At 69.9% G+C, this 23927-nt stretch carries 23 protein-coding genes; 9 read left to right on the plus strand and 14 right to left on the minus strand.

All coding sequences use genetic code 11. The features are described from left to right. Positions 1-1518, plus strand: coding sequence for a tripartite tricarboxylate transporter permease (locus P6897_RS11110; RefSeq protein WP_282501245.1), 1518 nt, complete (start codon positions 1-3; stop codon positions 1516-1518). 74 nt (positions 1519-1592) lie between these two features. Here the strand turns inward: P6897_RS11110 and P6897_RS11115 are convergent, their stop codons facing one another. The 4 genes from P6897_RS11115 to P6897_RS11130 form a co-directional block, all read right to left on the minus strand. Beyond that, entirely contained in the window at positions 1593-3140 is a 1548-nt protein-coding gene (locus P6897_RS11115) for a GMC family oxidoreductase (protein ID WP_282501246.1), read from the minus strand. Continuing rightward, positions 3137-4135 (minus strand): gluconate 2-dehydrogenase subunit 3 family protein, encoded by a 999-nt coding sequence (locus tag P6897_RS11120; RefSeq protein WP_282501247.1) that lies wholly within the window; start codon positions 4133-4135, stop codon positions 3137-3139. The genes P6897_RS11115 and P6897_RS11120 overlap by 4 nt, the downstream gene beginning before the upstream one ends. Continuing rightward, positions 4132-5031, minus strand: coding sequence for an SDR family oxidoreductase (locus P6897_RS11125; protein WP_274178706.1), 900 nt, complete (start codon positions 5029-5031; stop codon positions 4132-4134). Before P6897_RS11125 ends, P6897_RS11120 begins: the two co-directional genes overlap by 4 nt. Before the next feature lie 109 nt (positions 5032-5140). Next, positions 5141-5731, minus strand: coding sequence for a TetR/AcrR family transcriptional regulator (locus P6897_RS11130; RefSeq protein ID WP_274178707.1), 591 nt, complete (start codon positions 5729-5731; stop codon positions 5141-5143). Between the two features lie 94 nt (positions 5732-5825). Between P6897_RS11130 and P6897_RS11135 the strand changes: the two genes are divergently transcribed. Then, complete coding sequence (locus tag P6897_RS11135; RefSeq protein WP_274179031.1) at positions 5826-6215, plus strand: DUF1304 domain-containing protein; 390 nt, start codon at positions 5826-5828, stop codon at positions 6213-6215. An 85-nt stretch (positions 6216-6300) separates the two neighbouring features. Beyond that, positions 6301-7320 (plus strand): NADP-dependent oxidoreductase, encoded by a 1020-nt coding sequence (locus P6897_RS11140; protein WP_274178708.1) that lies wholly within the window; start codon positions 6301-6303, stop codon positions 7318-7320. Between the two features lie 77 nt (positions 7321-7397). On the opposite strand, the gene P6897_RS11145 is transcribed toward P6897_RS11140, so the two are convergent. The 5 genes from P6897_RS11145 to P6897_RS11165 are packed head-to-tail and all read right to left on the minus strand — an operon-like array spanning position 7398 to position 11044. Then, positions 7398-8030: an HAD-IA family hydrolase gene (locus tag P6897_RS11145; protein ID WP_282501250.1), complete on the minus strand. Its 633-nt coding sequence runs from the start codon at positions 8028-8030 to the stop codon at positions 7398-7400. Between the two features lie 59 nt (positions 8031-8089). Then, a complete protein-coding gene (locus tag P6897_RS11150) occupies positions 8090-9502 on the minus strand; it encodes a PTS ascorbate transporter subunit IIC (protein ID WP_282501252.1) in 1413 nt (470 codons plus the stop codon). Between the two features lie 50 nt (positions 9503-9552). After that, entirely contained in the window at positions 9553-9834 is a 282-nt protein-coding gene (locus P6897_RS11155) for a PTS sugar transporter subunit IIB (protein WP_023954969.1), read from the minus strand. Further along, positions 9831-10283, minus strand: coding sequence for a PTS sugar transporter subunit IIA (locus tag P6897_RS11160; RefSeq protein WP_274178711.1), 453 nt, complete (start codon positions 10281-10283; stop codon positions 9831-9833). Before P6897_RS11160 ends, P6897_RS11155 begins: the two co-directional genes overlap by 4 nt. A gap of 14 nt (positions 10284-10297) precedes the next feature. Next, positions 10298-11044, minus strand: coding sequence for a GntR family transcriptional regulator (locus P6897_RS11165; protein ID WP_274178712.1), 747 nt, complete (start codon positions 11042-11044; stop codon positions 10298-10300). Positions 11045-11165: 121 nt separating this feature from the next. Here P6897_RS11165 and tkt point away from each other — a divergent pair, with 121 nt between their 5' ends. After that, on the plus strand, positions 11166-13241 hold the full coding sequence (tkt, locus tag P6897_RS11170) for a transketolase (RefSeq protein WP_282501255.1): 2076 nt from the start codon (positions 11166-11168) through the stop codon (positions 13239-13241). Between the two features lie 79 nt (positions 13242-13320). Here the strand turns inward: tkt and P6897_RS11175 are convergent, their stop codons facing one another. After that, complete coding sequence (locus P6897_RS11175) at positions 13321-14727, minus strand: DHA2 family efflux MFS transporter permease subunit (RefSeq protein WP_274179032.1); 1407 nt, start codon at positions 14725-14727, stop codon at positions 13321-13323. Between the two features lie 122 nt (positions 14728-14849). On the opposite strand from P6897_RS11175, the gene P6897_RS11180 reads away from it, so the two are divergent. Next, positions 14850-15524: a TetR family transcriptional regulator gene (locus tag P6897_RS11180; RefSeq protein WP_112617175.1), complete on the plus strand. Its 675-nt coding sequence runs from the start codon at positions 14850-14852 to the stop codon at positions 15522-15524. A 75-nt stretch (positions 15525-15599) separates the two neighbouring features. On the opposite strand, the gene P6897_RS11185 is transcribed toward P6897_RS11180, so the two are convergent. The 4 genes from P6897_RS11185 to P6897_RS11200 all read right to left on the minus strand — a co-directional run bounded on the left by P6897_RS11185 (position 15600) and on the right by P6897_RS11200 (position 19107). After that, the gene (locus tag P6897_RS11185; protein WP_282501257.1) at positions 15600-15893 is read right to left on the minus strand and encodes a hypothetical protein; all 294 of its coding nucleotides are present in this window, start codon (positions 15891-15893) and stop codon (positions 15600-15602) included. Between the two features lie 172 nt (positions 15894-16065). Continuing rightward, positions 16066-16935: a WcbI family polysaccharide biosynthesis putative acetyltransferase gene (locus P6897_RS11190; RefSeq protein ID WP_282501258.1), complete on the minus strand. Its 870-nt coding sequence runs from the start codon at positions 16933-16935 to the stop codon at positions 16066-16068. Between the two features lie 45 nt (positions 16936-16980). Next, positions 16981-17532, minus strand: coding sequence for a CGNR zinc finger domain-containing protein (locus tag P6897_RS11195; protein WP_282501259.1), 552 nt, complete (start codon positions 17530-17532; stop codon positions 16981-16983). A gap of 222 nt (positions 17533-17754) precedes the next feature. After that, on the minus strand, positions 17755-19107 hold the full coding sequence (locus P6897_RS11200; RefSeq protein ID WP_282501261.1) for a D-alanyl-D-alanine carboxypeptidase: 1353 nt from the start codon (positions 19105-19107) through the stop codon (positions 17755-17757). A 115-nt stretch (positions 19108-19222) separates the two neighbouring features. Between P6897_RS11200 and P6897_RS11205 the strand changes: the two genes are divergently transcribed. From P6897_RS11205 to P6897_RS11220, 4 genes are read left to right on the plus strand one after another with little or no spacing between them, the layout of a single operon-like run. Continuing rightward, positions 19223-20191, plus strand: coding sequence for a hypothetical protein (locus P6897_RS11205; protein WP_282501262.1), 969 nt, complete (start codon positions 19223-19225; stop codon positions 20189-20191). Then, positions 20188-21801 (plus strand): hypothetical protein, encoded by a 1614-nt coding sequence (locus P6897_RS11210; protein WP_282501263.1) that lies wholly within the window; start codon positions 20188-20190, stop codon positions 21799-21801. Before P6897_RS11205 ends, P6897_RS11210 begins: the two co-directional genes overlap by 4 nt. Beyond that, positions 21798-22550, plus strand: coding sequence for an ABC transporter ATP-binding protein (locus P6897_RS11215; RefSeq protein WP_274178720.1), 753 nt, complete (start codon positions 21798-21800; stop codon positions 22548-22550). The genes P6897_RS11210 and P6897_RS11215 overlap by 4 nt, the downstream gene beginning before the upstream one ends. Continuing rightward, entirely contained in the window at positions 22550-23866 is a 1317-nt protein-coding gene (locus tag P6897_RS11220) for an ABC transporter permease (RefSeq protein WP_112617183.1), read from the plus strand. Before P6897_RS11215 ends, P6897_RS11220 begins: the two co-directional genes overlap by 1 nt. Positions 23867-23927: the final 61 nt, after the last annotated feature.

Here is a 23927-nt window from a genome sequence, read left to right on the forward strand (position 1 = left end):
ATGGATGTGCTTCAGCTTCTCGGCGAGGGCTTCGCCGGCGCACTGACCCCCGCCAACCTGCTCTGGGTGCTCGTGGGATGCCTCCTCGGCACGGCCGTCGGCGTTCTTCCCGGCCTCGGCTCCTCGATGGCGGTCGCCCTGCTGCTGCCGATCACGTTCTCGCTCGACCCGACGGCCGCCTTCATCATGTTCGCGGGCGTGTACTTCGGCGGCCTGTTCGGCGACTCGACCATGGGCATCCTCATGAACACGCCCGGCCAGGCCTCGGCGATCGCGTCGACCTTCGAGGGCCACAAGATGGCCTTGAACGGACGCGCGGCACAGGCACTCGCAACGGCAGCCATCGGCGCGTTCATCGGCGGCTTCATGGCGTCGATCGTCGTGGTCTTCGTCGCTCCAGCCCTCGCGGACTTCTCGAGCAGGTTCGGCCCCGCCGAGTTCTTCGCGCTCGCCGTCTTCGCGTTCGCGGCCACGTCGTCGGTCGTCACCGACAACGTCGTCAAGGGCCTCACCGCTCTGTTCATCGGCCTCGGCATCGCCGTGATCGGCATCGACGGCGTGTCGGGCGCTCCGCGCTTCACGATGGACTCCCCCAACCTGTTCGACGGCATCTCCCTCGTCACGGTGACGGTCGCGATCCTCGCCCTCGGCGAGGTCATCTACGTCGCCTGCCTCGAACGGCATACCTCGAACAAAGCGCTCATCAAGCCGACGGGACGGCCGTGGCTCTCGCGTCGCGAGCTGAAAGAAGCCGCACCCGCCTGGGCACGCGGCACCGCGATCGGTCTGCCGTTCGGCGTCGTGCCCGCCGGCGGTTCGGAGATCCCGACCTTCCTCGCCTACGGCCTGGAGAAGCGACTCGACGCGCGGCGCAAGAACCCGCAGTTCGGCAAGGGCGCCATCCGTGGTCTCGCCGCTCCGGAAGCCGCCGGCAACTCCACGACGGGTATGGCGATGGGTGCGCTGCTCGCGCTCGGGCTGCCGATCTCGGCGACGGCCGCGATCATGCTGGCCGCCTTCCGCCAGTACGGCCTGCAGCCCGGCCCGCTGCTGTTCGACCGGGCGCCCGACCTCGTCTGGTCGCTGCTGGCGAGCTTCTTCATCGCGATGGTCGTGCTGCTCATCCTGAACCTCCCGTTCGCGATGCTGTGGGCGAAGCTGCTGCTGATCCCGCGCCCGTACCTCTACGCGGGGATCACGGTGTTCTGCGGCCTGGGCATCTACGCGACCTCGGGCTCGACGTTCGACCTGCTCATGCTGCTGGGCATCGGACTGCTCGGGTTCCTCATGCGCGCGCTCGACTTCCCGCTCGCGCCGCTGATCATCGGCATGGTGCTGGGGCCGCTGGCCGAGACGAGCCTGCGCGACGCGGCGATGAGCTCCAACGGCGACTTCTCCGTGCTCGTCCAGAGTCCGATCACGATCGTGCTCTACGCGCTCCTCGCGCTCGTTCTGATCGTCTCGGTGCGGGGCCGCGTCGTCGCCCGCAAGCGCGAGAAGCAGCTCGTGAAGAGCTGATCGAACACGGCACGGACGAGGGAAGGGCGGATGCCGCAGCACGCGGCATCCGCCCTTCCCCGTCTTCCCGCCGATCAGGCCGAGGCGAGCAGCCGATCCGCCGTGCGCAGTGACAGCGCCATCTGCGTCAGTCCCGGATTCGCCGACAGCGCGCTCGGGAACGTCGAGTTGTCGCAGATCCACATGTTGGGGATGTCGTGAGACCGACCCTCCGGATCGACGACGCCGTCACCGGGATCGCTGCTCATGCGACACGTGCCCATCGTGTGGGCCGTCCGCGCGAGGACGCGCGTCTCGCGTGCGCCCGCAGCGTCAAGGATCCGCGTCATGATTCCCACGGCGTGGTCGTCGATCGCTTTCTCGTTCGGCCCGGGCGAGAAGCTGATCTCCGCGCGCGGGATGCCCCACTCGTCGGTCTCGTCCGAGAGGATCAGCCGGTTGTCGTCGGACGGGAGGCACTCACCGTTGATCCCGATGCCCGCGGAGAACTGCCAGGCGTCGAGGGCGTCCATGAGGTCCTGTCCCCAGAGCGAACCGCCGCGCACGAGCGATGTCGCGTACGTCAGCGGCATGACACCGAGACTCTGAATGAGGTAGCCGCCCGCGAAATCGACGCCCTCGGGCCGCACGAAGTCCTCCGTGATCGCCGCAGACGGATAGCCGCGGTAGCCCCGGACGCTCTCGTCGAACCGGCCCCACACCTGCACGGCGCCATGGGCGAGGAAGTTCCGCCCCACTTGTCCGCTTGAGTTCGCGATCCCGGTGTTGAGCAGGAGTCGCGGTGTCTCGATGCCCCCGCCCGCGAGAACCAGAGCAGCGCAGCGCTGCCGGTACTCGACGCCCTCGTGCAGGTAGACGACGCCCGTTACGCGGCCCGCGGCATCCTGCTCGATGCGGTGCACCATCGAGTCCGGCCGGATCTCGGCTCCGTGAGCGACCGCGACGGGCAGATAGGTGATGGCTGTCGTCGCCTTGTACCCGAATCGGTCGCCCTGATGGATGCCGCCGACGTCGATGCTCGCTTTACGCAGGCCGTAGTGCGGCTGGTCGCGATCGCTGGTGATGATGGCGGCCGGAGCGTCCGTCGCGGTGATCCCCAGACGCTCGCAGCCCTGCAGCACGAGATCGGCCGGCGCGTTACGGCGGGTCGGACCGTCGAGGTATTCGCGCTGCGGATCCCACGGGTAGGGAGTGGGACCGCTGACGCCGATGACCCGCTCGACCTCGACGATGTACCGGATGAGTTCGTCGTAGTCGACCGGCCAGTCGTGGCCCTGCCCCGTCTCGCTGTGCAACGAGAGGTCGCGGCGGTCCGGGCGCGGGGTGAACGCACCCCAGTGCAGCGTCCCGCCGCCGACGCCCCAGCCGCTGTTGTTCGGGCCGAAGGCTGTGGGGGTGTCGCCGCCGCTGAACCGGTCGGACATCCAGTTGATGCGCGTCGCCTCGCGCTCATCGGGGGTGAACTCGTCCATCTCGAGGTTCGGTCCGGCCTCCAGCGCGACGACCCGCAGTCCGCGCTCGGCGAGCCTGCTGAGCAACGGCCCGCCGCCGGCTCCGGTCCCGACGACGACGACATCCACGACCTCGTCGAGGTCGTATCGGCGCATTCCGGAGAGGTTCATGCGGTGCGTCCTTTCGCGGCGCCGAGGCGTCCGAGCTCTTCGGGTTCCCATTCCTCGCGCTCGCCCGCGGCCAGCACGAGGTAGCCGGCGGGCTCCGGCCCGGTTCCGCCGGTCGCGAAGCCGGTGTAGCCGACACGTGCGAGCGACGCCGGGTGCGACAGCCAGACGCGGGCGAGGTCGTTACGGGCGTCCTCGAACCACAGGCTCAGCTGATCGGGGGTGAGGACCGTGCCGGAGGGGGCTTCACCCTCGATCACCTGACGGATGACGGCATCCTGGGCGGCAGGTCCGCGCATCCAGATGGCGGCCAGTGCATCGAGTCCTGCCCGGTATGCCTCGGCATCGGTCGACATGCCGGTGGGACGCCAGCCGTCGCTCTCCCCCGCTTCGATCATGCGGTCGAGGCGGGCAGCGAGATCGATCGTCGCTCCTGCGCCCTGCGGGATGATGCGGCGCGCAACGTCGCGCAGGAGCGCCAGCTGCGCGGGAGTGAGGGCCGTCGGACGGTAGGCCGGATCGTCGACGAGAGCACGTCGGGCGAGGGTGGCGCGCACGGCGGTATCCGTCCGTGACGACGCGATGACCTGCGCCCACGCCTCGGGAACGCGCGGCCCCCACGCGGCGATGTCGGCCGCGAGGTCGCGCACCGACGCCGCGACGTCCTCCGTCACGAGGGTCGCGGGCACCTCGTGCTCGCGGATGCCGTCGGGGATCACCGCCCCCTCGACCACGAGCCCGGCGAGACCGAAGACGCCGAGCGCGCCGTCGAGAATCCGCTCGACGAGATCCTCCGCGAGCCCGTGATCGTCGTGGCCGGCCACGAGGATCCACGGCGTGGTGATCTCGGCAGCGGCGATGGCCTCGATCAGAGCGTCGGCGCCGAGCGCCGGGTCGACCGTGATCTGCCGGAACGCGCCGACGGAATCGTCCGATGCGTCGTCGAGCTGCGGTACGTCCCCGCGAAGCGAGACGACCGCGAAGGGGGTGTCGCTCACGGGGTGACCATGCCCCCGTTGACGTTGAGGGTCTCGCCGGAGACGTAGCTCGACTCGGCAGAGGCGAGGAAGACGAAGGCGGGAGCGATCTCGGCGGGCTGGCCGGCGCGCTGGTAGGTGCTCTCGTCGTCGAAGGCCTGCATCTGGTCGTCCGAGACGCCGTCGCTCACTTGGAGCGCCGACCACGTCGGACCGGGCGCGACGACGTTGACCCGGATGCCGCGGGGCGCGAGCTGCTGTGCGAGCCCCTTCGAGAGATTGTTGATCGCGGCCTTCGTCGCGGCATAGTCGACCCGGTCGGGTGCCGGCTTGTACGCCTCCAGCGAGGCGGTGTTGATGATCGAGGCGCCCGCCGGGAGGTGGGGCAGAGCCGCCTTCGTGATCCAGAAGTTCGCGAAGACGTTCGTGTGGAAGGTCGCGGCGAACTGCTCGTCGGTCAAATCTTCGAGCCGTTCGACCGCGACCTGCTTTCCCGCATTGTTGACCAGGATGTCGATGCCCCCGAGGAAGTCGGCGGCCTCCGCGACGAGCGCACGGCACGCCTCGGCCGTCGAGATGTCAGCGGCGATGGCATGCCCGCGCACGCCGGCGTCGGCGATGAGGCCGAGGATGCGGTCGGCGTCGCGCTGCTCGGCGGGCAGGTGGACGATCACGACGTCGGCCCCCTCCCGGGCGAAGGCGATCGCGGTGGCGCCGCCGATGCCGGAGTCTCCGCCGGTGATCAGGGCCTTGCGACCGAACAGGCGCCCCGAACCGCGGTACGTCTGCTCGCCGAGGTCGGGAACCGGCTGCATGTTGGCCTGGATGCCCGGCTCGGGCTGGTGCTGGACGGGCGGCTCGACCCGGTCGTATCGGGTCACCGGGTTGTCGAAGGTGTACTGATCGCTGTGCTCCACGGGCTCACCGTAGGTCTCGGCCGAAACTCGGCGCGAACGCTTGCCAAAAGTCAAGGGAGGGGCGTAAAGCGGATCACCGGCCGACGCCCTGCGGACCCGCCCGCCGCTGTCAGGACTGCGGCGACCCTGTGACGAGCGCGATCGCCGTGCCGACAGCGTCCGCCGCACCGGCGGCATCCACGCGCGCGAGGGCGAAGGCCGACACGACCAACCCCGTGCACGCGTCCGCCAGGGTCGCGACCTGAGCACCGTCGAGGTCGGAGCGGCGGGCGGCGACACCGCGACCGAAGGCTGAGCGCAATTCGGATCGGTACCCGGCGATCACGTGCGCGACGGCTTCGTCGCGCCCGATGGGCGCCGCTGCCGTGTTCACGAGCAGGCACCCGCTCGACGCCGGAAGCGAAGCGGGCTGCTTGAGGGCGGTTCGCAGGCCGAGGAGGTACTCCTCCAGGGCGCCCGGGGCGACCTCATCGACGGTCAGAGGCGACAGTCGGGGCCGGATGATCTCGTCGAGGTAGCTCTCGACCGCGGCGTCGAAAAGGCCGCGCTTGGAGCCGAATGCGTGATAGATGCTCGATCGGTTCAGGCCGGTGACGCGCTCGAGCTCGGGCAACGGCGCGCCTTCGTAGCCCTGCTCCCAGAAGACGCTCCGCGCCGCGCGAACGACGTCGTCGCGGTCGTAGCTCTGCGTTCGGCCCATGCGCCGCGCCCCCTTTTGTGTATCGGTCAGTTCAGTATATATTGAACCAAGCGATACAGAAACTGCGGTGTCCACCGCCGGAAGGGAACAGCTCATGATCATCGTCGGTCTTGCGCTCGCGGGCCTCGCAGCGCTCATCCACGTTTTCATCTTCTACCTCGAGTCCATCGCCTGGACGAGCGAGCGGGCCCGCAAGACGTTCGGCACCGGAACGGTCGCGCAGGCCGAGACGCAGAAGGCCCTCGCCTTCAACCAGGGCTTCTACAACCTCTTCCTCGCGATCACGGTGTTCATCGGCATCGCATTCGTCATCGCCGGGAACGTCCCGGTCGGCGCGGCCCTCGTCTTCACCGGAGCAGGTTCCATGGTCGCGGCCAGCCTCGTGCTCATCCTCTCCGACCGCTCCAAGGCCTCCGCCGCCCTGAAGCAGGGCGTGATCCCCGCTCTCGGCGTCATCGCACTCGCGCTCGGCCTCGCGATCTGACCCGGCGCCCATCCGCGCCGCCCTCTCGTCCGCGACTCCGACCGAGCCCGCGGCATCCGTCACCGACCCCTCACGAAGGAGAAACATGACCCACGGAACCAGCACACAGATCCGTCTGGCTCGCCGCCCTCAGGGCTGGCCGACGCCCGACGACTTCTCGATCGGGCGCGTCGAGCTGAGCGAGCCCGCTCCGGGCGAGGTGCGCGTGGCGAACGAGTTCGTCTCCGTCGACCCGTACATGCGCGGGCGCATGAACGATGTCCGCAGCTACGTCCCGCCGTACGCCCTCGGCGACGTGATCGCCGGGGGCGCGATCGGCCGCGTCGTGGCGAGCGCCTCGGACGATCTGCCCGTGGGCACGGTCGTGCTGCACCAGCACGGGTGGTCGGATGTCGTCCAGGCCGACGCCTCGACGTTCCGTGCCGTCCCCGAGGTGCCGGGCCTTCCGCTGTCGGTGCGCCTGCACATCCTCGGGATGACGGGCCTGACCGCCTACGTCGGCCTCACCGCCATCGCGCACATGAAGCCGGGCGACACTGTTTTCGTCTCGGGTGCAGCCGGAGCCGTCGGCACCGCCGTCGGTCAGATCGCCAAGCTGCTCGGAGCGGGCCGGGTCATCGGCTCGGCCGGCTCTGCGGAGAAGGTCGCGCTGCTCACCGAGAAGTACGGCTACGACGCAGCCTTCAACTATAAGGACGCGCCCGTCCGCGAGCAGCTCGCCGCGCACGCCCCCGACGGCGTCGACGTGTTCTTCGACAACGTGGGCGGCGACCACCTAGAGGCCGCGCTCGACGTCATGAACACCGGCGGTCGTATGGCGCTCTGCGGCGCGATCACCGGGTACAACACCACCGAGAAGACGCCGGGGCCCGACAACATGGCCAACATGATCACCCGTGGTCTCACCGCGACCGGCTTCACGCTCGCCGCCTACCTGCACCTCGCGCCGGAGTTCACCGAGAAGATGACCGCCTGGTTCGCCGAGGGGAAGATCGCCTACGACGAGACCATCGTCGACGGCATCGAGAACACCGTCGACGCCTTCCTGGCGATGATGCGCGGGGCCAACACCGGCAAGATGCTCGTGCGGACCTCCGCGCGGTAAGCCCTGAGCCGACGGAAAAGGCGGTGACGCTCCGCGCGTCACCGCCTTTCGCGTCGGCTCGGCGACGGGGGAGGTCATCACCCCGGCAGGTGCAGGCTGCCGTCTCGCCAGTCGGCGGAGCGGAGGTCATCGATCCGAGCGTCGACGACGGCGGAACCCAGGTGGTCCCCCACGCCGACGACCCATCCCGCTCCGGCGGCGCGAGCCGAACGCACGCCGGCCTCGGCATCCTCGAACACGACGCATCGCGCGATGTCGACGCCGAGCAGGGCGGCGCCGGCGAGGTAGGGCTCAGGGTCGGGCTTGCCGTGACCGACGTCCTCCGCCGACACGAGCGCGGACGGGACGGGATGCCCCGCGGCCGCGAGTCGCCGGTGCGCCAGCTCGCGCGTGGCCGAGGTCACGACGGCCCACGACCCCGACGGGATACGTGAGGTGAGGGCGACCGAGCCGGCGATCGGCGCCGTCAGTGCGGCGGATGCGACCTCCGCCTCCTTGAGAGCGGCGACGGCCTCGTCGCGCAGCCCTGCCGCCACGAGCGTCGCGACGGTGTCGGCGGCGCGCACCCCGTGCTCGATCTGCGTGCGGAAGTCGAAGCCCGGGGCGTACCGCCTCGCCCAGGCGTCCCATGCGATGGCGGCGGCCTCGAGGGAGTCGACGAGCACGCCGTCGCAGTCGAACAGCACGGCGCGCGGGGTGATGGTGGTCACAGGATGCTCCAAGGAGGACGATGCCCGCCGGGGCGGACCCCGGCGGGCATCGGTTCGGTTCAGCGGGACGTGGCTGCGGGGGCCGGGCTCGCGTCGGCCTCGGCTTCCGCCACCTTGCGCCGGTCGCGACCGCGCAGGGCGAAGGTCGTGCCGTAAAGCGCGACGAGGGCGACGGCGAGCGCGACGATGACGGCGATCTGGCCGCCGGCACCGGAGACTCCGCCGAGGATCAGGCCGAAGACGCCGTAGTCCGAGTCGGAGAAGGTCGAGTTCGAGAACCCGATGTCACCGAGGACCGGCAGCAGGAACAGCGGCAGGAAGGTGATCGCCACACCGTTGGCGAAGGCTCCGAGGACGGCGCCCCGGCGGCCGCCGACGGCGTTGCCGATGACGCCCGAGGCGGCACCCGTCATGAAGTGCGCCACGACGCCGGGGATGATGATCGCTGTGCCGAGCGCGGCCATCCCGAGCATGCCGACGATGCCGCCGACGAAGCTCGCGAGGAACCCGATGAGCACCGCGTTCGGGGCGAAGGGGAAGACGATCGGCACGTCGAGCGCGGGCTTGGCGTTCTTCACGAGCTTCTCGGAGATGCCCTTGAAGGCGGGCACGATCTCGGCGAGCACGACGCGCACGCCGGCGAGGATGATGAAGACGCCGGCCGAGAACGTCGCGGCCTGCAGAGCGAGGAAGACGATGAAGTTCTGTCCGTTCGACAGCTCCCCCTCGATGTACGCGGCTCCCGCGAACAGTCCGACGATGATGTAGATCACGGCCATCGAGAGCGCGACGATCACGGTCGTGTCGCGGAGGAAGCCGAGCCCGCTGGGGAATGAGATCTCCTCGGTCGACTTCGAGCGGCCCTTGCCCCGAGTGATCAGGGCGACGAGACCGCTGAGGGCGACGCCGGCGCCGCCGGTGTGCCCGAGGGCGACGTCGTCGCTGCCGGTCACGCGGCGCATGAACGGCTGGACGAGAGCAGGCGAGACCACCATGTAGATGCCCTGCGCGATCGAGCCCCAGAGCACGACAGCCCACGGCTCGAAGCCGGCGACACCGAGGATGACGGCGAACATGGCCGCGATGTAGAACGCGACGTGACCCGACAGGTAGATGTACTTGAAGCGCGTGGTCGCCGCCAGCACGATGTTGACGATCATGCCGAAGAAGAAGATGAGCGCGGCGGCGGAGCCGTAGTCGAGCAGCACCTGCGCGACGATCGCCTCGTTGTTGGGGACGACGCCCTGCACGTTGAACGCGTGCTGGAACATCGCGCCGAACGGATCGAGCGAGCCGACCACGACGCCGGCGCCGGCGGCCAGCACGAGGAAGCCGACCAGGGTGCGGATCGTGCCCTTGAGGACGTCGCTGAACGACTTCCCCTGCACAGCGAGACCGATCAGGGCGATGAGCGCGACGATGACCGCCGGCTGAGTGAAGATGTCGAGCAGGACATCGATGACAGCATCCATCGCGGATGCTCCTTTCGTCGGTGAAAGCGTCGGGTGGAGGGAGGGTCGGGTCAGGAGTGCCGCTTGACGGCCTCGTCGACCTTCGTCCGGAGCTCCGCGAGGTCGATGATGCTGTCGAGAGCGACGACGTCGTCGCCGAGGCCGCTCGCGGCCTCCGCGATGTCGCGGCCGACGAAGATGGTGTCGGCGTCGCCCCGGGCGACCGAGCCGAGGTCGGCGTGATCGACGGTGATGCCGGAGACTCCCAGCTCCTTCAGCACCTTCTCGATGTTCATGTGCACCATGAAGCTGCTGCCGAGGCCGGAGCTGCAGACGGCGAGGAACTTGGTCATTGGGTGACTCCTGTCATGAGGGCCGCGCGGACGTCGGCGGTGGTTCGGGCGGAGAGCAGAACCGCACGGGCGCGGTCGTCGCTGAGCAGTCGGGCGAGCTCCGACATCGTCGAGAGATGCGACTCGGTGTCGGTCGCCGCCAGGCAGAAGAAGAGGGTGATGGGGTGGGCCCCTTCGTCGTTGAGCAGGACGGCGGGGTCTACCCAGAGCGCGGAGAGCCCCGTGCGCACGACACCCTTCTCGGGGCGGGTGTGGGCCAGCGCGATGCCGAACCCGAGATCGATGTAGGTGCCGCCGGCGGCGATCGACTCGATCATCGCGTCGATGTACGACCGCGTGATGGAGCCGTCGCCGAGAAGCGGTCGGCTGACCGTCTCGATGGCCGCGCGCCATCCGTCGAGGTCGGTCGCGAACTGGATGCGGTCGTCGCTGAGCTGTTCGATGAGCATGGGGGTCCTTCCGGTCAGACGCCGGGCCGAGGGCCGTGGAGCGTGAGGGAGATCTCGCTGTTCTCCGGAGCGTGGCGTGCCGTGCCGAAGGCGACCGGCGCGCCGTCGGCGTCGAACACGAGGGAATCGATGGTGAGCAGCCGCAGGCCGGCGCTCACCCCGAGGTTCAGCGCCACGTCCGGCGCTGCCTCGTCGACGCGCACCGTCATGTCGTTGCGGACGAGGCTGACTCCGTACTGCTCCTGCAGGAAGGCGTACAGCGACTGGTCCGAGAAGTCACCGGTGTACACCCCGGGGTACCGGGCGTGCGGAACCCACGTGAACACGTGCTGGTGGAGCTGGCCGTTGACGTAGCGCAGACGGACGAGCTCGACCACGCTCTCCCCCTCCTCGAGTTCGAGGAGGCGGGCCACCTGCGCACCGGCGGGCACGAGCTCCTGACGGAGCACGCGGGTCGTGACGACGTTGCCCGCGCTCGTCTGCTGACGGTGGAACCCGGTGACGACGTCGGCGAAGTGCTCCGGGTAGTGATCGCCCGCAACCGGCTCGGTGACGAACGTGCCGCGGCCGTGCTCGCGAGCGAGCCATCCGTCCTGCACGAGCCCGTCGACGGCCTTGCGCAGGGTGATGCGGCTCACCTCGAACTCCTCGCACAGCTCGGGCTCGGACGGCAGCCGGTCGCCGACGGCCATCTCGCGGATGCGTCGCAGGAGTTCGTCGTGGACGGTCCGGTACTTCGCGGTTCCGGCTGCTGTCACCATCGGTCGCCTCCTTGCTGACTCGCGTCATCATGACGTCATGATTAATCCGAGGTCGATCATGCCCGAAACCCGGCTTTCCTGCAAGATTGCGTCGCAGAGTCGTTATGACATCATGATGACTATGGAGAACTTGATCTCGACGCCCGCCGCACCGGCCACCATCCCGGATACCACCGAAGCCACCGAGCACGACGTCGTCGTCGCCGCCCGCCTGCTCGCTGCGGATGCCGTGGAGGCCGCTCGCTCCGGACACCCGGGCACCGCGATCGCCCTCGCGCCGATCGCGACCGCGCTCTTCCAACGGCACATCGAGCACGACCCCGCCGACCCGCAGTGGCAGGGTCGTGACCGCTTCGTGCTGTCGTGCGGGCACGCGAGCATCCTGCTGTACACGCAGCTCTTCCTCACCGGGTACGACGTCACGATCGATGACCTCCGCGCCTTCCGCACGCTCGGCTCGCGCACTCCCGGCCACCCCGAACTCGGACACACCGCCGGGGTCGAGACGACGACCGGGCCGCTCGGACAGGGCCTCGCCACCGCCGTCGGCATGGCCATGGGGATGCTGCACGAGCGGGCGACCTTCGACCCCGACGCCCCGCGGGGCGCATCGCCCTTCGACCGGCACGTGTGGGTCCTCGCCTCCGATGGCGACCTGCAGGAGGGCATCTCGTACGAAGCCGGGGCCCTCGCGGGCCGTCATGGACTCGACAACCTCACCGTGGTGTACGACGACAACGACATCCAGATCGAGGGCGACACGCGTCTGACGTCGTCGGAGGACGTGGGCGCCCGCTTCCGCGCCCAGGGGTGGCACGTCGAACGGATCGAGCTGGCCGCAAGCGGCGACGTCGACGTCGACGAGCTCGACCGCGTCCTGGGCGCACCGAACCCCATCGGCAAGCCGCGCCTGGTCATCCTGAAGTCGCAGATCGCGTACCCCTCGCCCGGAGCCCTCAACACCGCGGCATCCCACGGCGCTCCGCTGGGGGCCGCCGAGATCGAACTGCTGCGCGACGCGCTCGGCACGCAGGCTGCGCCCTTCGACGTGAGCGAGGCGGTCCTGCGCCGTTCGCGCGCCGCTCGAGCGCGCGGTGCGCGTCTGCACGCGCAATGGGACGAGGCGTTCGCACGGTGGCAGGCATCGGATGCCGCTCGAGCCGACGCGCACGCCACGTTCCGGGCACGCCGTCTGCCCGATGATCTCGGCGCGCGACTCCCCCGCTTCGACCCCGGCACGGAGGTGTCGACGCGCGACGCCTCCGGTGCCGCCATCCAGACCCTCGCGCAGGCGCTGCCCGCAATGTGGGGCGGATCGGCCGATCTCGCCGAGCCCAACCGCACCGAGATCCACGCGGGCGGATCGTTCCTGCCCGAGGAGACGGGCCTGGGAACGCGAGCGGGCCGCAACATCCACTGGGGCGTCCGCGAGCACGCGATGGGTGCCGCGATGAACGGCATCGCCCTCGCCGGCGGTTGGCGCGTCTTCGCCGGCACATTCCTGGTGTTCAGCGACTACCAGCGCCCCGCGATCCGCTTGTCGGCACTCATGGGACTTCCGGTGACGTACCTGTGGTCGCACGATTCGGTCGCGCTGGGTCAGGACGGTCCCACCCACCAGCCGATCGAGCACCTGGCGAGCCTGCGCGCGATGCCCGGTTTCTCCGTCGTCCGCCCAGCCGACGCGAACGAGACCGTGGCGGCATGGCATGCGATCGTCGAGGCGGACTCCCCCGCCGGGCTCGTGCTGGGCCGGCAGGGCGTGCCGGTGCTCGACATCCCGATCGATGACGTGCACGCCGGGGTCCGCCGCGGCGGTTACGTCGTGCGCGACGCCGCGGATGCGGACGCCGTCATCATCGCGACCGGGAGCGAGGTCGCCCTCGCTCTCTCGGCCGCCGAGACGGCCGCAGCATCCGGGCTCGCGGTCCGGGTCGTGTCGATGCCGAGCCGTGAGTGGTTCCTGAGTCAGGACGCGGCGTACCGCGACGCGGTCCTGCCGCCGTCGCTCCACGCGCGAGTCGCGGTCGAGGCGGCGTCGCCGTTCGGCTGGCACGAGATCGTGGGCTCGACGGGCGCCGTGGTCGGCATCGACGAGTTCGGCCTCTCCGCTCCCGCGGCAGACGCTCTGCGCGAGCGCGGCATGACGGAGGAGCGCGTTCTCGAGGCCCTCCGCTCGGTCACCGCACGGAGCTGACCGGCCTCATCCGTCGACCCGATCGAAAAGGCGGTGACGCTTCGCGCGTCACCGCCTTCTTCGTCGGATGGGTGGCCCGTCAGTGCCGCGGCGCCGCAATGGGGGCCGGGCGGCGGACGAAGAACGTCAGCACCACCGCCGCCGAGGCGATGCATGCGCCGGTGACGAACGCCGTGTGGACGCCCGTGGCGGTCGCGGAGATCGCATCGACGCCGTCAGCGACAGCCGATGCGGCACCGACCGACATCAGGGTCACGAACAGAGCGGTTCCGGCTGCGCCGGCGACCTGCTGCAGTGTGCTCACCGTCGCACTGCCGTGGGAGTACAGCCGCACCGGCAGCGAGCCCAGCGCTGAGGTGAGCAGCGGCGTGAACACACACCCCAGGCCGAGGTTGAGGCCCATGTGAACAGCGATGATCCAGGCGATCGGGGTTCCGACTCCGAACGTCGTCATGCCCCAGAGTGCGGATGCCGCGACGATCATGCCCGGGATGACCAGCGGGGTCGGGCCGAACCGGTCGAACAGCGCGCCGACCACGGGAGCGATGAGCCCCATGAGCACGCCGCCGGGCAGCAGCATCAGGCCCACGGTCAGGGTGTCGAGACCGAGCACCTGCTGCAGGTAGAGCGGCAGCAGGATGAGCGATCCGAACAGCGCCGACATCACGACCACGACCAGCACGACGGCGAGGCTGAACGACCGCGACTGGAAGGTCCGCAGGTCGAGCAAGGCCGCATCGGTGCGCTGCAGCTTCAGCTGACGCACGACGAAGGCGGCGAGTGACAGGGCACCCACGACGAGGGGTATCCACACCGGGACCGGTGCGTGGCCGGTCGCCGACTCCCCGATCGAGCTCAACCCGAAGATCAGCCCGCCGAAGCCGAGAGCGGAGAGCACGACGGATCCGACATCGAAGCGCGCCTCGCGTGTCTCGGTGACGTTCTGCACCCAGATCGCGCCGAGGCCGAGCGCAAGCAGCGCGATCGGGAGGACGAGCCAGAACATCCAGCGCCAGTCGAGCACCGACAGGATCAGACCCGAGACGGTCGGTCCGATCGCCGGGGCGACAGCGATGACGATGCTGATGACGCCCATCATCCGCCCACGACGAGCGGGTTCGACCACATTCAGGACGGTGGTCATGAGCAGCGGCATCATGATGGCGGTGCCGGAGGCCTGCACGACGCGACCGGTGAGCAGCATCCCGAAGCCCGGCGCGAGCGCCGCGATCAGCGTGCCCGCGGCGAACAGCGACATCGCGGTGAAGAAGACGCCGCGAATCGGGAAGCGTGCGAGCACGTACCCCGTCAGCGGGATGACGACGGCCATCGTCAGAAGGAATCCGGTGGTGAGCCACTGCGCGGTCGCGGCGGTGATCTCCAGGTCGACCATGAGCCGCGGAAGCGCGACACCCATGATCGTCTCGTTGAGGATGACCACGAACGCCGAGGCGACGAGCAGTGCGATGACGGGGCCGGTGCGCACGGATGTCGCGCGGGAGGCAGAAGATGTCGGAATGGCTGAGGTATCGGGATGCTGCTGCTCAAGTGTCACTGACTGATCATATGGCAGTCCCTGCCACCTTGGCGCTGTGCGACACTTATGCCATGCACCGCGACGGCGAGAACGATGCCCCGATCATCGAGGAGCATCCCGCGGGTCTGCGCGAACGTCGACGCCAGGAGACCCAGCGCGAGCTGTCGGATGCCGCGCTCGACCTTTTCGAGCAGCACGGCGTGCATGGCACGACGGTGGACGACATCGCACGCCGCGCCGGCACGTCGCAGCGCACCTTCTTCCGCTACTTCGCGACGAAGGAGGCAGCCGTGTTCGCCAGCGCCGACGACTCGGCGCGCGTCGTGGGCGACGCCATCGACGCCGTGCGCGCGGGAGCGTCCGTCGTCGAAGGGATCGAACGCAGCTGGCTGAAGCTCCTCGACCGCTTCGACGCGCATCCCGACGAGCACATCCGCGCGCTGCGCATCCGCCGTCTCGTCGGCTCGGAGCCGTCGCTGCTGGCCGTCGCGCTGCGCAATGAGGCCGAAGAGGTCGAGCAGCTCACCGACGCCGCCGTCGACGCGGCGGGCGCCGACGCCGATGTGCTCGCCGCTCGCGCGGCCGTCTCGACGATGGCCCTCGTCCTCCGGCTCACGATCGACGAGTGGGTCCGGCGTGCCGAGCTCAACGAGCGCGCGAGCGTCCGCCAGATCTACCTCGAGATGCGCCGAGGCGTCGCGACGGTCGCCCGCGACCTCGAGGCCGATCCCCCGCACCACGGCTGACCGAGGTCCCACTTCGGCTGGAAAAACCGGCGGTGGACCCGGCCCACGTGGGACCTCGCAGGGTGGGGCCGGAGCTCAGGCGCGTACGCGCTGAGGCGACGCCGGGCCGCGGGTGCGTCGTCGCGGCGGGCGCGCATTGCGGCGCGCAGATGCCGGCCGGGCCGCTTCGGCGACGGCTGCAGCAGCCGCGTCGGGCGAGGCGTGGGTGCCGAGGTCGGCGCCGTGGCCGCTCTCGGCGTCGAAGGTCGCCGGCGCTGAACCGGTGGTCACGAATCCGGCGTACTGGCCGTCGAGGGTCGCGACGAAGAAGTCGGCGTCCGCCTGTCGCCAGACGAGCGCGGGCGCGGAAGAAGAAAGAGTTGAAAGCACGATGTCCTGAGAATGAGCGCGCACAGCATGATGCGCGGAAGAAGAAGGGAGCTGGATGAACCAGTGATCGCGTCGGACGATCTGCTCGACAGTGAGCCAGGCGAACGACACACGAGCCCCGAAGGGACGTTTCAACGCTAGCACGCCCCCGATGAGCGGGGGCCGGACGGGGTCAACCGCTCCACCGCCCGGCCAGCTCGCGGACCCTGACGATCGCCGCGGCGACGAAGTCGGGGTGCGTCCGGTACCACTCGGCGTGAGCTTCGGCGACGAGTGCCGGATCGACCTCGACCCCGTCGACGATCCACGAGCGACGCGGTGCATCGGGCAGCCCCCAGGCGTCGACCACCCAGTCCTCGAGCGGGGCCCGCACGGCGTTCAGCAGGGGCCTCCCCGGGTCGGTCGGGCCGCCGGGCAGGCCGAGCGCCGACAGCACGCGCTCCGCCAGGGGCATCCAGACGCCGTTGCCCGGATGGTTGATCGTGCGCATGACCTCGGCGGAGGTGGGCCGCAGCAGGTCTGACGCAGCGACGTCGATCGCCTCCTCCCGGCGACGCAGCTCGGCGAGGGAGTCGCTCTCAACCTCGTGCACGGCCCGGCGGTCGAGCAGCGGAAGCGCGGGAAGTCCCGCCGCCGCGGCGAGGGTGCGGATGTCGTGGTACGCCACGATCGGCGGCACTTCTTCGATCCCGTCCACGTGCAGCGCCGCCTGAAACGGGTGCAGGCCCGCGTAGCGGACGACCGGGAAGGTCACGAGGCGGGCGGACGGCGCGAGGGATTCCGCCAGCTGGCGGGTTCCGAGGCGTAGACCGTGGTAGTCATCACGAACAGGCTGAGCGACGAGGAAGGAAGCCCGGGGAAGCAGCTCGTGCAGGCGCTCGACGTCGGCGGCATCCATCTCGTGGACGGGAGGCACGCGAACCGTCGGACGGTCGGGGGCGTCGAGGACGATACGCATCGATTCGGCCTGGCAGTTGCCGACGACGAGCCCGAAGCCCTCCGGCGGCTCGACACCCCGGAACGGGGAGGGGGCGTGGTGCATCCCTCCACTGTGACCATCCGCGTCGACGCGCGCCGGTGTTTGCGGTCAGCCCACCCGATGCGCTACCGCCGAGCGCGCCCGGTGACGACGCACGCCGTCGCGATTGGCGCAGCGAACCGAGCAGTAGCGCTGCCGACCGTTACGGGTCACGTCGACCACGACGTTGCGGCACGGGTCGCCGGGAACACGGCCCGCGGCGCACCGCGACAGGCGCTCCATCCCCCGCGTCGTCACGTGCAGGGCTGTTCCGACCGCGATGACCGCGCGGAGAACCTGCGGCAAACGCTGGTCGTCGTCGCGGTAGTGGAGGTGCCACTCGCCGTCGTGGTCGGTCAGCCGGGGGTACGCCGTCGCTGCGGCCATGAGCCGGTTGAGCAGCGTGGCGCGCTGCGCTGCCGACTTGGCATCGACGACCTCGAGCCACGAGTCGATGACCGCATGGGTCGCATCGAGGTCGGACGGGGCCGCCGGGGCGTAGATCGCGGTCATCCCGAACTCGTATGTGCGCGCGACGATCCCATCTCGATCGCTCGGCCAGTCGTTGGCCAGCGAAGCGGCGAGCAGGACCGCGTACTCGCCGTAAGGGTTGAGCTGCATAACGGCATTACATCACGATCGAATCATGTCACCCTCCTCCCCCGCATCGTCCGCCGCACCGCTTCACACGCGCACTCACGAGCACGGCTGGACGACCGAGTCCGCGCACCCGACGTCGGAGGGAATCGTCCGTTACGTCCGATGCGCGGGATGCGGCATACGACGGGTCGACCTACAACCGACACCATCCCTCCCGCCGGTCGCGGAGACCGCGGAAATCGATCAGCCGATTTCACCCGGATGAGTGAGACGCCACCACTCGGAGGGAGGCTCAATCTCGCCGTCGAGCACGACGGGTACGGTGACCGACTCCGGGCCGGCCGACCAGGTGATCTCGCCGAGTACCTCGCCGTCGGTCCAGAGGCGGGGCTCGCGCACGTCTCCATCGACGACGATGGGCGTGTCGGACCACGTGCGCAACGAGGCCCCCTCCCCCAGCACGACCCGGGCCGAGCTGCCCCACGCGGTCGTGTACGTGCCGATCTGCTGACGGGGCTGCGCGACAGAGGTGACGTGGAACCCGTCGGAGACACGTTGCAGGATGCCGAGCACACTGGCGCCCACGCCGCGTTGCGATGAGCCGCCGAGTGCCACCCCCACGACGCTCAGCGGCTCGGGAAGACCGACGTCGACAGTCGCTGTGTAGAGCAGATTCGCACCGCTTTCCTCGAGCGTGCCGGTCTTGAGTCCCGTGATCCCGCTCTGTCCGAGCAACCGGTTGGTGTTCGCCATGGCCCCCGGCCCCGGCAGGGTCAGAGACGGCGTCGCGGCGATCGCCGCCACCGTCGGATCTGCCGCGGCGATGCGACCGAGTGCGATCAGGTCGCTCGGGGAGCTGGTGTTCCGGGGATCCAGGCCAGACGGCTCGACGATGCTCGTCCGCTCCAGGCCGTTCGCCGTGAGCCACCGATCGGCAGCTGCGCGGAAGCCCGACACCGAGCCGAACGCCCACACGGCGATCGCCTCGGCGTAGTTGCTCGCCGACGGGATGAGCATGGTCGCAAGGGCGTCGCGCAGCGAGAGCGAGCTGCCGATCGGCATCGGAGCGATCGTCGCGTCACGGACGAAGTACGCGTCGTAGAGCGCGTGATCGTCGCGGTCGAAGGTGAGCGTCGGCCCCCGGTCGCCGTCGGTGATCGGGTAGGCGTCAAGGACCACGAGCGCTGTGACGAGTTTGGTGATGCTGGCGATCGGGCGAGGATCGTCACCGCCCTGGACCATCCAGACCCCGGCTGCCTCCGGGCCGAGATACGGCTCGGCGCCCGCGACCGAGAGGGCGGCTGCGCCATCAGCGGTAAGACCGAGGTCGACGGCAGCCGGCGGGGCGGGCGCTCGGGGAATCGAGACCTCGCCCGCAGCCGGCTTGAGCGGGGCGGTCAACGCCCAGGCGGCGTATCCCCCGGGCGCACCGAGCATGATCGCGGCCGTAACGCTTGCGGCGATCCAGCCGGTGCGGCGTCGACGGCGGCGCGATGCCGACACTTCTTCCGGGGACGCCACAGGCACCCCAGCGGCTGCCGAGAAGAACTCCCCGAATTCGCCGAGGTCGTCGCTTTCCGAGTCGCGTCGCGTCATCGCGGTTCCCTCCGTCTGTGTCGCCCATCTTCACTCAAACGTCATCCTCATGGATGATTCGCGACTCTCAGCGACCCCATAGTGTTGAGGCGATCTTGAAACAAGGGGGTTGCACGTGCACCGCAAAACGCTTCGATGGGCCGCACCGGCCGCGATCGGTCTCGTCTTCGTTCTGGCCGGTTGCACGGCCGCCGACGGTTCCGCCGACGCGGCTGAGGAATCGCCGCTCTCCGAGTACTCCTCCGCCTTCTACGGCAGCGACATGAGCGAGGAAGAGCAGCAGGCGAAGTTCGAGAAGGAGAACAAGCAGCGCGAAGAACTCGTCGCGCAATGCATGCAGGACGAGGGCTTCGAGTACATCCCCGCCCCCAGCAGCATGTCGTTCAGCTCGGGCACCGAATGGAAGCCCGAGGATCGCGACTTCGTGGCCCAGTGGGGTTACGGCGCTGTGAAGTACCCCGAGGCGGACGAGCAGCCTGAGCCCGAGCAGATGACCCCCGACCCCAACTCGGACTACGTCATGGCGCTCTCCGAGTCGGAACAGGCCGCGTATTACGAGGCGTTGTACGGGCCGACCCCGAGCGAAGAGGAGATGTCGGAGGACGGGTCGTACGAATACAACTGGGAGACAGCCGGCTGCAACGGCTCGGCCTCTCACGAGATCAGCGGCGACGACCCCCTGCAGTCCGACGAATTCGCCGACGTGATGGACGCCATCACGAAGTTCTACGAGAACTCCGCGTCGCTCCCCGCCATCGTCGACCTCGACCGCGAATGGTCCGCGTGCATGGATGCCGCGGGATACCCCGGATTCGCTACGCAGGCGGACGCCCAGAACTCGATCTTCGACGAGCTCAACAAGATGTACGAGACCATGACGGAAGCCGGGCCCGACCAGGCGACGATGGACGACATCTACGAGCGCGAGGTCGAACTCGCGCTCGCGGATCTCGACTGCCGCAAGGAGACCGACTACCGCGCGAAGTACGACAAGGCGCAGTTCGACGCCGAGGAGCAGTTCATCGCCGATCACAAGACGGAGCTCGAGGCGATGAAGGCGGCTGCTGAGCAGGCTCGTCCGTGAGTGGTGAGCGCGTGAACGACGCCGTCTCGGAGGCTGACGACTCGTTCGATGAACTCATCGGCGACCCCGCGGAAGCGCCCGACGCCGCCGACAGCACGGATGCCGCGGTATCCACGCCGGCCGCGGGAGGTGGGCGACTCGCCGTCTGGCGGTCGGTCGTCTCACGCAACCGCGTGCTCTGGATCTCCGCAGCAGTCGCCGTGGTCGCGCTGGTCGGCGGGCTGCTCGTCGGCCGGTTCGTCATGGCGCCCGCCTCGGCGGCGGCGGACGACGCCCCCGCACCGGGTCTCGTGACCGTTCCGGTGGAGTTCGGCCCATTGAGCAATGACGTCACCATCCGCGGTGAGGTGGGCTTCGCCGACCCCGTCGAGGTGAAGATCGACACGTCCGCGATCTCGGGCCCGGCCGTCGTCACCGGGCAGGTTCCGGCTCTGGGAGCCGAGCTGACGCAACTTTCGGTCGCGCTCGAGGTGGCGGGGCGTCCCGTCATCACGCTGCCCGGCGAGCTGCCTGCGTACCGCACACTCCGGTTCGGCGTTTCCGGCCCCGATGTCGTGCAGTTCAAGGAGGCCATGCGCTCCGTCGGCATCGACGCGGGAGATCCCGCCGACAACGTCTTCGACGAGCAGGCGGCGAACGCGGTCACCGCGCTGTACGCCGCTGTCGGCTACACCGGCCCCGAGTCGGAAGAAGACGGTGACAGCGCGGTGCGCGCGACGCAGGAGAGCGTCCGATCGGCCGAGCAAGCTCTGTCCGCCGCGCGCGCTCAGCTGGCCTCGGCCGGGCGAGACGGCGACGCCATCGCTCGCGCCGACCTCGAGGTCGCGAACGCCCGCGCGGTCCTGCAGGGTGCGCGGGATAACGGCGCCTCCTGGGACGAGATCGTCGCCGCCCAGAACCAGGTGGCTACCGCGGAACTCGCGCGAGAGCAGGCGAACGCCGCCCCCGACACGAGCAGCGAGCGCGCCGCCGTCGACGCCGCCGCGAGCCAGCTCTCGCAGGCGCAGGACGACCTCGCCCGAGCCCGCCAGCAAGCGCTGCCCGCCCTGCCGGCCGGCGAAGTGCTCTATCTGACCGAGCTGCCCCGCCGCGTCGACGCGGTCACGGCCGAGCGCGGCAGCATCCTCTCCGGCGCGGCGATGACCGTCTCCGGAGCGACCGTGGCGCTGAACGGCTCGGCGGCCGAGGCCGACGCGAAGCTGCTCACAGTCGGCTCGGCCGCCACCTTCGCGCTGCCCGATGGGGCTGAGCACGCCGCGACCGTGACCGCGGTGGAACCGGGCACCGGTGGCGAAAGCCGGTGGAAGGTCAGCCTCGAGCCGGCGGAGCTGACCCCCGAGCAGATCTCGCAGCTCCAGGGCACGAACGTGCGCGTGACGATCGCCGTCGGCGCGACCGCCGGCGACGTGCTGAGCGTTCCCGCGGCGGCGCTGACGGCGGGGCCGGGCGGCGAGACCCGCGTCGAGGTCGTCGAGGGCGACCCGCGTGACCCAGACGCCCGTACCCGGCTCGTCGTCGTGGAGACCGGACTGTCGGCCGGCGGCGCCGTCGAGGTGCGCGCCACCGAGGGCGAACTGGCGGAGGACGATCTCGTCGTGGTCGGGCGATGACAGACACGATCGTCGCCGCCTCCGACCGTTCCGCCGCACCGGACGCGGGCGAGGACGTCATCCGATCGGATGAAATTCCGCCGGTGATCGAACTGCGCGACGTCACTCGATCGTTCCCCGGGCCGCCCGAGGTGCAGGCGCTCAAAGGCATCAATCTGACCGTCTCCGACGGTGAGTACGTGTCGATCGTCGGGCCGAGCGGGTCGGGCAAGTCGACGATGCTCAACATCCTCGGCCTCCTCGACCGCCCGACGGTGGGCGAGTACCGCCTCGCGGGCGAGCTCACCGGCGGATACACCGAGGACGAGCGCGCCGCGGTGCGAGCACGTCGGCTCGGGTTCGTGTTCCAGGCCTTCCACCTGATGCCGCGGCGGACCGTGCTCGAGAACGTCATGCTGCCGATGCTCTACAGCGGCACACCGCGGGCCGAGCGCGCCGACCGCGCACGGGCCGCGCTCGAGCGCGTCGGCCTCGGCCACCGCGTCGACTTCCGGCCCGGTCTCCTCTCGGGCGGCGAGCGCCAGCGGGTGGCGGTGGCGCGTGCCGTCGTCACGCAGCCGCGGGTCATCCTCGCCGACGAGCCGACCGGCAACCTGGACCAGTCCACGACGGCGGACATCATGGCGTTGTTCGAGGAGCTGAACGCGGGTGGGCTGACCTTCGTCGTCATCACCCACGACCAAGGCGTGGCCGACCGCGCGGCACGGCGCATCCGCATCGCCGACGGCCGCATGAGCGAGCTGAGCTGATGCCGGCGTTCTGGAAGAAGCTCCGCGGGCGCGTCTCTCGCCGCCGCACCGACGTCGAGACGACGACTGCGGTCGCTGAGGCACGCCAGGTGGCGCGCGCCGATCGCTTCGGATTCGGCGACCTCGTGCTCGAGGCGACGACCGACATCGGCTCACGCCCGGGACGCCTCGTGATGACCGTCATGGGAACCGTGCTGGGCATCGGCGCGCTCGTCGCGACCGTCGGCTTCGCGCAGACCGCAGCCGGGCAGATCGCCCGACAGTTCGACGCGGCCGCAGCCACCCATCTGAGCATCGCCCCGACCGAAGCGCAGGCGCGGGGCGGACAGCGGGTCGCGACCGCCTCGCTGCCGTGGGACGCCCCCCTGCGCCTCGAGCACCTCGCCGGCGTCGAGTCCGCCGCCGTGCTGGCGCCCGTCACGCTGCGCGAGAACACGATCACCACCGTCCCCATCAACGATCCCTCGATCGCGGCGCCCGCTCCGCCGGCGCTCTTCGCGGCCTCGGGCGAGATCCTCGACACCCTCGGCGGGCGCATCGTCACCGGCCGATCGTTCGACGAGGGGCACGACGCACGCGGCGACCGCGTCGCGATGCTGGGGTCGCGGGCCGCCGAGCGGCTCGCGATCAACCGCGTCGACACGCAGCCGTCGGTGTTCATCGGAGGGGTGGCCTACGCCATCGTCGGCATCTTCGACGAACTCGACCGCCGCGCCGAGGTCGTCGATGCCGTGGTGATCCCCACGGGGGCTGCCCGGCAGGACTTCCAGCTCGCCTCCCCCGGCGACGCGATCGCGCGCATCGTGGTCGGCACAGGTCCGCAATTGCGCGAGCAGGCACCGCTGGCCCTCGCCCCCGACGCGGTCGACACGCTCGAGGTCAGCGCACCGCAGGGGCGTTCCGACCTCGCCCGCGACGTGCAGGGAGACGTGAATGTGGTCTTCCTCATCCTCGGCGTCATCGTGCTGCTGGCGGGAGGGCTGGGGATCGCGAACGTCACGACCCTCTCGGTGCTCGAACGCACCGGCGAGATCGGGCTGCGCCGCGCGCTGGGATCCACCGGCAGACAGATCGCCGGCCAGTTCGTCGTCGAGTCCATCGTCATCGGATTGCTCGGTGGCCTCATCGGGTCGGCGCTCGGCGTGTTCGCCGTGCTGGGGGTCTCGATCGTGCAGCAGTGGTCGCCGGTGCTCGACCCGTGGGTAGCACTCGGCGGAACGGTCCTCGGAGCGATCATCGGCCTCGCCGCCGGCGGCATCCCGGCTCGACGAGCCTCTCGCATCGAACCCGTCGTCGCCCTGCGCGGCAACGCCTGAACCGTCGCCCCATAGCGCGGACCGGGCCCGAGCGCCAGTCCTCTTCGCTCGAGATCGCGCA

The sequence above is a fragment of the Microbacterium sp. BDGP8 genome (genome assembly GCF_029991045.1).
Classification (GTDB): Bacteria; Actinomycetota; Actinomycetes; order Actinomycetales; family Microbacteriaceae; genus Microbacterium; species Microbacterium plantarum.

What these genes read in the sequence shown, in the direction of transcription:
- P6897_RS11110 (WP_282501245.1), top strand. Translation starts at nt 1, where the DNA reads ATGGATGTGCTTCAGCTTCTCGGCGAGGGCTTCGCCGGCGCACTGACC.
- P6897_RS11115 (WP_282501246.1), bottom strand. Translation starts at nt 3,140, where the DNA reads ATGAACCTCTCCGGAATGCGCCGATACGACCTCGACGAGGTCGTGGAT.
- P6897_RS11130 (WP_274178707.1), bottom strand. Translation starts at nt 5,731, where the DNA reads ATGGGCCGAACGCAGAGCTACGACCGCGACGACGTCGTTCGCGCGGCG.
- P6897_RS11135 (WP_274179031.1), top strand. Translation starts at nt 5,826, where the DNA reads ATGATCATCGTCGGTCTTGCGCTCGCGGGCCTCGCAGCGCTCATCCAC.
- P6897_RS11140 (WP_274178708.1), top strand. Translation starts at nt 6,301, where the DNA reads ATGACCCACGGAACCAGCACACAGATCCGTCTGGCTCGCCGCCCTCAG.
- P6897_RS11150 (WP_282501252.1), bottom strand. Translation starts at nt 9,502, where the DNA reads ATGGATGCTGTCATCGATGTCCTGCTCGACATCTTCACTCAGCCGGCG.
- P6897_RS11155 (WP_023954969.1), bottom strand. Translation starts at nt 9,834, where the DNA reads ATGACCAAGTTCCTCGCCGTCTGCAGCTCCGGCCTCGGCAGCAGCTTC.
- P6897_RS11160 (WP_274178711.1), bottom strand. Translation starts at nt 10,283, where the DNA reads ATGCTCATCGAACAGCTCAGCGACGACCGCATCCAGTTCGCGACCGAC.
- P6897_RS11165 (WP_274178712.1), bottom strand. Translation starts at nt 11,044, where the DNA reads ATGGTGACAGCAGCCGGAACCGCGAAGTACCGGACCGTCCACGACGAA.
- tkt (WP_282501255.1), top strand. Translation starts at nt 11,166, where the DNA reads ATGGAGAACTTGATCTCGACGCCCGCCGCACCGGCCACCATCCCGGAT.
- P6897_RS11180 (WP_112617175.1), top strand. Translation starts at nt 14,850, where the DNA reads ATGCACCGCGACGGCGAGAACGATGCCCCGATCATCGAGGAGCATCCC.
- P6897_RS11190 (WP_282501258.1), bottom strand. Translation starts at nt 16,935, where the DNA reads ATGCACCACGCCCCCTCCCCGTTCCGGGGTGTCGAGCCGCCGGAGGGC.
- P6897_RS11195 (WP_282501259.1), bottom strand. Translation starts at nt 17,532, where the DNA reads ATGCAGCTCAACCCTTACGGCGAGTACGCGGTCCTGCTCGCCGCTTCG.
- P6897_RS11200 (WP_282501261.1), bottom strand. Translation starts at nt 19,107, where the DNA reads ATGACGCGACGCGACTCGGAAAGCGACGACCTCGGCGAATTCGGGGAG.
- P6897_RS11215 (WP_274178720.1), top strand. Translation starts at nt 21,798, where the DNA reads ATGACAGACACGATCGTCGCCGCCTCCGACCGTTCCGCCGCACCGGAC.
- P6897_RS11220 (WP_112617183.1), top strand. Translation starts at nt 22,550, where the DNA reads ATGCCGGCGTTCTGGAAGAAGCTCCGCGGGCGCGTCTCTCGCCGCCGC.